The organism is Bradyrhizobium sp. Rc2d (genome assembly GCF_900099855.1).
GTDB lineage: Bacteria > Pseudomonadota > Alphaproteobacteria > Rhizobiales > Xanthobacteraceae > Bradyrhizobium.
Map to the genome: position 1 here is coordinate 72,222 of NZ_FNCU01000041.1, position 6,653 is coordinate 78,874.

The 6,653-nt window shown below is 63.5% G+C and carries 6 protein-coding genes and 1 tRNA gene; 4 read left to right on the plus strand and 3 right to left on the minus strand.

Annotation, left to right across the window (positions count from 1 at the left end):
* Window positions 1-104: 104 nt before the first annotated feature.
* Window positions 105-180 (minus strand) — tRNA-Trp (locus BLV07_RS34485).
* 150 nt (window positions 181-330) lie between these two features.
* Between BLV07_RS34485 and BLV07_RS34490 the strand changes: the two genes are divergently transcribed.
* Window positions 331-1,566: a serine hydrolase domain-containing protein gene (locus tag BLV07_RS34490; protein WP_091894771.1), complete on the plus strand. Its 1,236-nt coding sequence runs from the start codon at window positions 331-333 to the stop codon at window positions 1,564-1,566.
* A gap of 173 nt (window positions 1,567-1,739) precedes the next feature.
* Here the strand turns inward: BLV07_RS34490 and BLV07_RS34495 are convergent, their stop codons facing one another.
* Together BLV07_RS34495 and BLV07_RS34500 are read right to left on the minus strand one after the other, a co-directional pair.
* On the minus strand, window positions 1,740-2,507 hold the full coding sequence (locus BLV07_RS34495) for an SDR family NAD(P)-dependent oxidoreductase (protein ID WP_091894773.1): 768 nt from the start codon (window positions 2,505-2,507) through the stop codon (window positions 1,740-1,742).
* Between the two features lie 67 nt (window positions 2,508-2,574).
* The gene (locus BLV07_RS34500) at window positions 2,575-3,273 is read right to left on the minus strand and encodes a histidine phosphatase family protein (protein WP_176945946.1); all 699 of its coding nucleotides are present in this window, start codon (window positions 3,271-3,273) and stop codon (window positions 2,575-2,577) included.
* 134 nt (window positions 3,274-3,407) lie between these two features.
* On the opposite strand from BLV07_RS34500, the gene BLV07_RS34505 reads away from it, so the two are divergent.
* From BLV07_RS34505 to BLV07_RS34520, 3 genes are all read left to right on the plus strand, one after another.
* Complete coding sequence (locus tag BLV07_RS34505; protein ID WP_091894792.1) at window positions 3,408-4,193, plus strand: SDR family NAD(P)-dependent oxidoreductase; 786 nt, start codon at window positions 3,408-3,410, stop codon at window positions 4,191-4,193.
* A 262-nt stretch (window positions 4,194-4,455) separates the two neighbouring features.
* A protein-coding gene (locus BLV07_RS34510; RefSeq protein ID WP_502690269.1) for an IS3 family transposase occupies window positions 4,456-5,630 on the plus strand; the annotation gives its coding sequence in 2 pieces (ribosomal slippage) (window positions 4,456-4,765 and window positions 4,765-5,630; 1,176 coding nt in all).
* Window positions 5,631-6,414: 784 nt separating this feature from the next.
* On the plus strand, window positions 6,415-6,653 hold a 239-nt coding region (locus BLV07_RS34520; RefSeq protein ID WP_502690270.1), incomplete at its 3' end, for a transposase.

A 6,653-nucleotide genomic window follows, 5' to 3' on the forward strand; every position in this document is an offset into this window, starting at 1 on the left:
CGCGTGGCCGCCGCCTGCGGACCTAATCGGGATCAATGGCTTACCCATGCCGTGATCGATAGGGCCGGCGCCGTCCTGCCTGTAGACTAATTGTCTGGATTAGCTGGCAGGAGTGGCAGGGCTCGAACCTGCGACCCCCGGTTTTGGAGACCGGTGCTCTACCAATTGAGCTACACTCCTACAGACCCTGCGTCGCCTTAGGATCAGGGCCGCTTTCAAGCACAGGGGACGGCCGGTTTGCAAGGGTGAACCGCGCCAGCTTCGCTTGTTTGTACCGGGGTTTTTGCGCCACAGTCCGTTCCCGATAATCAAGAGCAACCGGGAGTGCCCATGACCGCCACAGCGACCGCTACAGCCGCCCCACAGGCCACGATCGCGCCGCAGACCCCGCCTTTGCCGGAAGCCCGCCCCGAGACGCTTGGGCTGTCGCGTCCCCGCCTCCAGGCCATGTCGGACGCCTTCAAGCGCGAGATCGACAAGGGCACTGTTCCCGGCGTCACCGTGCTGGTCGCCCGCCGCGGCCAAATCGGCTGGTTCGAGGCACTGGGACGGCAGAGCCCGACGGGCGCCGCGCCGATGACGCGCGATTCGATCTTCCGGATCTTCTCGATGACCAAGCCGATCGTCTCGGTCGGCATCATGGCGCTGGTCGAGGACGGCCATCTCCTTCTCAGTGACGCGGTCGCCAAGTTCATTCCGGAGTTCGCCGACCAAAAGGTCGGCGTGGTCAGCGGCGGCAAGCTGGAACTGGTTCCGCCCAAGCGGCCGATGACGGTGCAGGACCTGCTCCGCCACACCTCGGGCCTCACCTATGAGCACCAGGGCGACGGCCCCGTGCACAAGCTCTACCAGGAGTCCCGCGTCCGCAGCCGCAAGATCACCAATGCCGAGCACGCCGCGCTGGTGGCGAGCTTCCCGCTGGTCTGCCATCCCGGCGACGAGTTCAACTACAGCCGCTCCACCGACATCCTCGGCCGCATCATCGAGGTCGTCAGCGGCAAGCCGCTCGGCGCGTTCCTCGCCGAGCGCATCCTCGCGCCGTTGCAGATGGCTGAGACCGGTTTTGCGACAGCTGGGGCCAATGCCGGCCGGCTCGCCGAACCGTTCGCGGCCGATCCCTGGACCGGCGACAAGGTCGCGCTCTTCAACATGCTGGAACAGCCGGTGATGGAGTCCGGCGGCGGCGGGCTGATCTCGACCACGATGGATTATGCCCGGTTCTGCCTGATGCTGCGCAATGGCGGCACGCTCGACGGCAACAGGATCATCGGCCGCAAGACGCTGGAGCTGATGGCGTCAGATCATCTCGGGCCGCACGTTGTAACAAATGGCACGCTGCTGTCGCCCGGCCACGGTTTTGGCCTCGGCTTTGCCGTGCGCCGCGAGCCTGGCATCGCGCCCTTCCCCGGTAGCGTCGGCCAGTATTTCTGGAGCGGCATTGCCGGCACGTTCTTCTGGATCGATCCGAAGGAGGATCTGTTCGCGGTGTTCATGAGCCAAGGTCCCGGCCAGCGCGACTATACGCGCACGCTGGTGCGGGATCTGGTTTACGCGGCGGTGGAGTAGATATCGGCTCGCTCACATGGAACGATCTTGCTCGGTGCAACCTCTCCCGCTTGCGGGAGAGGTCGGCGCGTAGCGCCGGGTGAGGGCTTTCTCCTCATTGGGAGTCTCTCCGCGGAGACACCCTCTCCCCAGCCCTCTCCCGCAAGCGGGAGAGGGAGCCCACTAATCAGCGCTCAACTGATCGTCGCGCCGCCGTCGATCACCATGGTCTGGCCGGTCATGAAGTCACCGGCCTTCGAACCCAGGAACACCGCCGCGCCCGCGATCTCGTCGGGGATGCCGATGCGCAAGAGCGGCGAGCGCGAGGTCGACGCCTTCAGGTTCTCCGGATTGTCCCACAGCGCCTTGGCAAAGTCGGTCTTGATCAGGCCGGGCGCGATGCAGTTCACGCGTATATTGTCCTTGCCGTATTCGCAGGCGAGATTGCGCGCGAGCTGCATGTCGGCGGCTTTCGAGATCGCGTAAGCACCGAGGATGGTCGAGCCCTTGAGGCCGCCGATCGACGAGACGATGATGATCGAGCCGTCCTTACGCTCGATCATCTGCGGCACCACCATCGAGATCAGCCAATTGTTGGCGACGATGTTGTTGTCGAGGATTTTTCTGAACTGATCGTCGGAGATGCCGGCGAGCGGACCATAGTACGGATTCGACGCGGCGTTGCAGACCAGCACGTCGATCTTGCCGAAGGCGCGGTTGCTCTCGTCGACGAGGTTTTGCAGATTCTCTTTCGACGAGATGTTCGCGGCAATCGCGACCGCGGTGCCCTTGCCGAATCTGTCGTTGATGCCCTTGGCAACCTGCTCGCAAACGTCGGCCTTGCGCGAGGAGATCACCACCTTGGCGCCGTGCTCGGCCATGCGCTCGGCGATCGCGAGCCCGATGCCGCGCGTCGAGCCGGTGATGACGGCAACTTTCCCCTTCATGTCGAACAAGGTCATGTTTCTCTCCCAGAGTATAATCGATTTGCTTGAACCTTACGCCGCAGGCGCGCGGCCGGACAATGGCTCACGCGAGCTTCTTGACTTCCGGTCCCGCAGGCTGGTGCATCGCTGCGTGCGCGGCGTCGGCGATCCACGGCTGCTGGTTCACCATCGGCAACCGCCAGACGGGGCGCTCGGGGCTTGCGAAATGATCGAGCCGCGTCACCGACACATTGTCGATATCGAATGCGAGCCCCTGCTCCGGCAAGTCACCGAGCGCGAGGCCGACTGCCGCCTTGATGGTGCCGCCATGCGCGACCGCGATGATGTCCTGCCCGGCCGCTTCCACATTGATCCGTTCGATGGTGCGACGCGTGCGGTTGTAGAGGTCCATGAAGCTTTCACCGCCGGGCGCGGGCTCGTTGATATCGGCGAACCAGCTGGTGCCGACGGGCCGGCTCGCGATGAACTCGGCGCGGTTCATGCCCTGCCAGCGGCCGAGATTCTGCTCGGCGAGATCCGCTTCCCATTTCATCGCCGCAGGCCGCGGAAAACCGGCCGCCCAGATCGCCTCGGCCGTCTGATGTGTGCGCATCAGATTGCTCGAATACCAGATTGCCTTGCGTGGCAGCACCTTGGCAACAGCGTTGAACACATAGGTGTCGCTGGTGTCGCAGGCGATGTCGGACTGGCCGTAGATGTTGCCGCCGTCATTGCGCACGGGCGCGTGCCGGACCCACCACCATCGTGTCATGACCACATTCGGCTTGTCTGCGCCTGCCATCGAAACCCTTCCATCCCGTGTGATGTCGCTGTACGTCAGTAGCGAACGTGTCTCAAGACACTTTACCGTTTGAAATCTTGTTTGAAATTCCGTCGCGCGGCAAGGGCCGCGATGCGAGCCAAAGGGAGAAGCGCATGGGCCGCCTGCAAGGCAAATCCGTCATCATCACCGGCGCCGGCAGCGGCATCGGCCGCGCCGCAGCGCTGCTGTTCACCAGGGAAGGCGCAAAGCTCATTGCCGTCGATCGCACCGAGGCGGTGAAGGAGACCGTCGAAGAGATCAGGGCGGCCGGCGGTGTCGCGGAAGCCATGGTGGCGGACGCCGGCTCCGAGAAGGACGTCATCGCCGTGATCGACAAGGCGGTGAAGACGCATGGCCGGCTCGACGTGATCTGGGCCAATGCCGGCGTCTCGGGCGGGCTCGTTCCGCTCGCCGAGCAGACGGTGGAGCACTGGCAGGAGATTCTGCGCGTCAATTTGATCGGACCGTTCCTCGCGGTGAAATACGCCATGCCGCACATGGTCAGGCAGCAGTCCGGCGCGATCGTGCTGACGGCGTCCGTTGCAGGTCTCAAGGCCGGCGCGAGCGGCCATCCCTATGCGGCGAGCAAGGCCGGCGTGATCAGCCTGGTGCAGACTACGGCCTATTCGCTCACCGGCACCGGCGTGCGCATCAACGCGGTGTGCCCGGGCCTGATCGAGACCGGCATGACCAAACCGATCTTCGACCGCGCCAAGGAGCGCGGCACCCAAGACAAGATCGGCCAGCTCAACCCACTCAAGCGCCCCGGCCAGCCGCATGAGCTCGCGGCGATGGGACTGTTTTTGGCCAGCGACGAGGCCTCGTATGTGAACGGCCAGGCGTTCCCGGTCGACGGCGGTCTCACGGCATCGATGCCGTATACGGGCAAGCCGGTTTAGCACGGGTCTCGTGTCCCTGACGCGACGCAGCGCGTAGTGACGCTGCACTGCGTCCAGGCACGAGAGCGAGGTTTGGCGCACAACTGCCCCAACATCGTCATTGCGAGCGCAGCGAAGCAATCCAGAGTCTTTCCGTGGATAGATTTCTGGATTGCTTCGCTGCGCTCGCAATGACGGAGCAAGCGGCGTAGGCGTCGCTTCTACAGCTTGAGCCTCCCCTAAATCGGTGGACACCTATAGCTTAGGCAGTGAGAGGTGTCAGATGGCGAAACGGCAGCGACGCTCGTATTCGGACGAGTACAAGCGGCAGGCAGTTGATCTGGTTTTGTCGAGCGGCCGTTCGGCGAAGTCGGTATCGAAGGAGCTCGGGCTGGACGGCTCCGTGCTCAGCCGATGGGTGAAGGAGCGGAGCACGGTAGCAGCCGGCGGCAGCGCCGCGGCGCCCACGTCGCAAGCGGCGGTGCCGTCGGCGGACCAAGCTGACGTGATCGCACGGTTGCAGCGGGAAAACGAACAGTTGCGCATGGAGCGCGACATTTTAAAAACGTCGATCGCGATCTTTGCTGGACCCCGGACATGAAGTTCCGCTTCATCGAAGATCGCCGCGCGGACTATCCGGTCAAGATCATGTGCCGTGTCCTCGGCGTCTCGCCTGCGGGCTACTATGCTTGGCGGTCGCGCCCGGAAAGCCCCCGGGCCGCTGCCAATCGAGAGTTGCTGGAGGACATCAAGCGGGTTCATCGCGACAGTCATGGTCGCTATGGCAGCCCGCGCATTCATGTCGAACTCAAGGCCCAGGGACACCATGCAAGCCGTGGCCGAATCGAGCGGCAGATGCGCGGCCATGGCGTTCGAGCCATCTCGGCCGGGCCGCGACGATGCCGCACCACCGATAGCGGGCATGGCTTGCCGATCGCGCCCAACTTGCTCGGCCGGAACTTCTCGGCCGCCATGCGCAATCAGGTCTGGCTCGCCGACATCACCTATGTCTGGACCGGCCAAGGATGGTTGTACCTGGCCGCCATCATGGATCTGTACAGTCGCCGTATCGTGGGCTGGGCGATGGACGACCATCTGCGCGCCGACTTGCCGCTCGCCGCATTAAGGATGGCGATCAAGGGACAAACGCCCGGCGCCGGCCTGATCCATCACTCCGATCGCGGCATCCAATATGCTTCAACCGAGTACCGCCAAGCGCTGCAAGCCGCCGGCTTCCGGCCTTCGATGAGCCGCAGAGCCGACTGCTACGACAACGCCCCGATGGAAAGCTTCTTCCACACGCTCAAGTCCGAACTGATCCATCACCGTCAATATCCGACCCGCGATGAAGCTGCGCGCGACATCTTCGCCTACGTCGAGGGCTTCTACAATCAACACCGCAGACACTCGGCCATCGGCTATATCAGCCCAGTCGAGATGGAGCTAAAATCGGCTTGAACGCTGTCCACTTTTTTGGGGGAAGATCAAGCTTGAATCTTCATTTGCAGACACAGCTTCGCATCCTCGCGGCTTGTTCGCCCGAGCTTTGCTTCGATGCCTTGCCTCAATGAAAGAGGGCGCAGGGAAGACCGGGAGCCGGTTGGCTCCTATGGACCGCCATGCCGAGAGCAGATTGCGTGTGCTTCAATGCATAGCGGGAAACAGGGCAACCGGAGACATCCCGGCCTTCCCTGCGCAGTGGTTGGAACGGCTTATGTCGCGCTCTCCCCGGGGAGCGATGCACTATTGCCCCCGTCGCCTTGCGGATGGCTGATGCTGCGGCCCCGGTCGGGCCGCGACATCACCGCAAGACTTGGCGCACAGACCCGGGCGCCAGGACCACACGATTTCGCCGTACGCAGGCTGCACCTGTCGTTGGCCTGACGCTTTCGCTCACGGTTGCCCGCCCTGCGAAGCCTTTCGCGCCGGTGTGGTCCACGTCCACTGCCGCCCGACCCGCGTTCGTGACGATCGCGATACGCCCCTCTTCCTTGGGCCGGGTTGCGCGACACATACGCCATTTCCGAATTTCGGTAAAGGTGAATATTTTGCCGCCGCGCATTGACCCATGGTTTGCGTGTTTTGCCCGACGGGCAACGCAAGGTCTTGTAGCCCGGATGGAGCGCAGCGCAGTCCGGGATTCCATCCGTGCGGACACAGCGGTCCCGGATTACGCTGCGAGATTGGGCAAGAATCCTAGCCGTTTGGGTGAACGAGTGTACGATTCGGTATGACGAATCGCATGTTCAAGACCGGGGTGAGCCGGGATCAGGTCAGCCTTCTGCCCGCGCGGGTGGAAGATTATGTGGGTCGAGAGAACCCGGTTCGGGCGATCGAGGCGTTTGTCGCAGCGCTGGACCTTGAGCGGCTTGGCTTCGGTCATGCCGGGTCGGGTGGCGGGGCGGGACAACCGCCTTACGATCCTGCCGATCTGCTGAAGCTCTATCTTTATGGCTACACCAACCGGATACGATCCTCGCG